At 48.3% G+C, this 2,555-nt stretch carries 2 protein-coding genes; both read right to left on the reverse strand.

Annotated elements, in window-relative coordinates; translation table 11 throughout:
• Positions 1-129: 129 nt before the first annotated feature.
• Complete coding sequence (locus NXS07_RS19400) at positions 130-519, reverse strand: DUF4123 domain-containing protein (protein ID WP_258087451.1); 390 nt, start codon at positions 517-519, stop codon at positions 130-132.
• Positions 516-2,453 carry a type VI secretion system Vgr family protein gene (locus NXS07_RS19405; protein WP_258087452.1) on the reverse strand — a complete coding sequence of 646 codons (1,938 nt, stop codon included), beginning with the start codon at positions 2,451-2,453 and terminating at the stop codon, positions 516-518. Before NXS07_RS19405 ends, NXS07_RS19400 begins: the two co-directional genes overlap by 4 nt.
• Positions 2,454-2,555 lie beyond the last annotated feature (102 nt).

Consider the following 2,555-nt stretch of genomic DNA (forward strand, 5'->3'; position numbering starts at 1 on the left):
TTTTCCGGATACCAAAACATTCCGTGAAACGCTGCGTCACTTTTTTCATGTCACATTGCCAGAAAAAGCGAAAGAGCCCACCACTCGGTTGACTGATAACTTCCAGATTTTAAAACCCGCCTCTTCAAGTTAATTGCGTATAGACCCCAATAAGCAATGCATTTCCCAATCACTTAAGACTTCGAGGAAATCCCAGATATTGCGCGGGTCGTAAAAACGGAAAAAGACCGGTTTTTCTTGCCCAGGAAGTAGCACTTGCAGGTATTTCCGTAAATGGTGGCGCAGGGTTTTCAAATCTGCTGTGCTGTGCAGATAAATTCCCCACGGCGTTTTGCGGCATTCCAGCCAGATTTTCACCTCTTCATTGACCTGCACCAAATAAGGCGCAATCTCAGCCAGCTCTGGCTGTAACGGTTCACTGTAAAGACAGGTGGAAGGCGGATCGTAGCGTTCCAGCATCAAAGACAAATTCGGTTCTGCCGCCCCATCAATAATGGCGTAAAGTATCTCCTGACTCATTCCTGCTTCTCCTTCATCGGGCAATGGGCGACAAACATTGAACCTTCGCCGGCGGCGGCCAGCAGAATGGCGGGGTTGGCGGGGGCCAGTAAATCGCCGGGACTGCCGCCGACACTCAGGGTGACTTTACTGCCGCTTTGCAGGGTGATATCCCCTTGTATATCTACACTTAACACACCCTGAATTTTTTCAATTAAGTCGCCTTTGACTTGTAATGAGCGATCACCGTCAGTTTGCTCAATATAGTTGCCTGTGGTTTTATGGTCTTGCTGGCCTTCTACCGTGACTTTGCGGTTATTGGCAATGACCAGTTCATCGTCATGCCCAATGCTGGTTGTGCGGTCATAGTTAATTCGTTCTCCGCGTGAATTGAGCACCTTAATGGCCAGGTTTTTCTGGGCATGAATAAATATCTCTTCGCGATCTTTCTCATCTTCAAAACGCAGTTCGTTAAACCCTTCGCCTTTATGCGTTTTCGAGCGGATCGACATCTGGGTTTTTTCCATCGGCAGGCGGTTTGGCGGAATATTGTTGGCGTGATAGGCCCGCCCGACAATAATCGGTTGGTCGGGATCACCGTGGACAAAATCGACCAGCACTTCGTGACCAATGCGGGGAATGGCGATCATCCCCATCAATTGCCCTGCCCACGCTTGGCTGACACGCACCCAGCAGGAACTGCGATCATTGAATTCACCGTACCTGTCCCAGTCAAACTGAATACGGACGCGCCCATGTTCATCACAAAAGATTTCTTCTCCCTCTGGCCCAACGACAGTGGCGATATGCGGGCCTTCCATTTTGGGTTTCGGATAGGGGGAAGGGCGATAAGAATTTTTCCGGCGGGTGAAGGTAAATTGATTGGACAGCCATGTACCACTCCCTCCGGAATGGGTTTCGTCTGCCTGTGGCTGTTGTCCGGAATGAGTGATTTGGATAAGCTGCCATTGGTCATTGAACGCGTCTCTGGGATGATCGGTCAAGCTAAACAACTGCCCCGGCCACAGAGCAAAACAGTCACCCTGACCGTTGCCAAGCTGAGTATCCCTGCGCAGGTATTCCAGACGGTACTGGCTTGCCCGTTGTCCCAGCGCATCGTCCTTATAACGGCTGGGAAAATCGTAATAGTGATAACTGTTCAGTAGCCGCTGATGCTCAAGATTACGGCCTTCATACCAAAACTCCCGGTTCCAGCGCGGGTTTTTGAATGTCCGGTCTTTGGTAGTGATATTGGCAACACCGACTTGTTCTGACCAGCTAAATTGACGGATACAGGTTGTTTCACCTGTTGCATCAGTTTCCGGACGGTAAGGGACAGTAATGACCTGATTGAGGGAAAGGCAGGAGTCGTGAAACACAATACGTTGTTCGTGCTGTTCCTGATCGAAAGTAAAGTAGTAAAAAATACCTTCATCGGCCAGTAAGCGTTGGATAAAGGCGAGGTCGCTTTCATCGTACTGAACACAGAATTCCCGTGGTGGATGTTTGTAACCGAGGGCAAAGAAGAAACTGCTTACACCGTTTTCCCGCAGTAGAATTTCAACGATATCCATCACGGATTGGTTCTGGAAAATCCGGCTATTGACCCGCAATGATGCCCGCCATAGCGGTGGTTGAATGGTGATATGGTAATGGCTGCGATGACGTCCGGTGGACAGCAGTGAAAAATGTGTCACTATGCCGGTAATCTGTCGTTCAGCCTGCCCATTACGGTAAACGGCAAAAGCGGCATTTCTGTCGAGGACATCGGCAAAGTTAATCTCCGAGGTTTTACAGGTCAATGTGGCTTCCAACCGAAAAGGGGTTGATAGCGCTTCATTCAGAGAAAAATCGACAACGGCAAAAGTTTGTTCCGGTAAATTTTCCGTGATCAGTGTAAATATCAGGCCTGAACGATCAAGTAGTTGATTGATTTTATCCATTACCCTGCTCATTTGTTCTCTCCGTAATCTATGGGTATATTAAGTAATCAAGAAAAATTAATTGCAAATTTAGCACCATAACCTTCCAATAGAGTATTTAGCTCATACTCCACG

Source organism: Xenorhabdus bovienii (assembly GCF_024721015.1).
Lineage (GTDB): Bacteria > Pseudomonadota > Gammaproteobacteria > Enterobacterales > Enterobacteriaceae > Xenorhabdus > Xenorhabdus bovienii.

Excerpts from the sequence above, each read along its gene's own strand:
- NXS07_RS19405 (WP_258087452.1), bottom strand. The coding sequence starts at position 2,453 with ATGAGCAGGGTAATGGATAAAATCAATCAACTACTTGATCGTTCAGGC.
- NXS07_RS19400 (WP_258087451.1), bottom strand. The coding sequence starts at position 519 with ATGAGTCAGGAGATACTTTACGCCATTATTGATGGGGCGGCAGAACCG.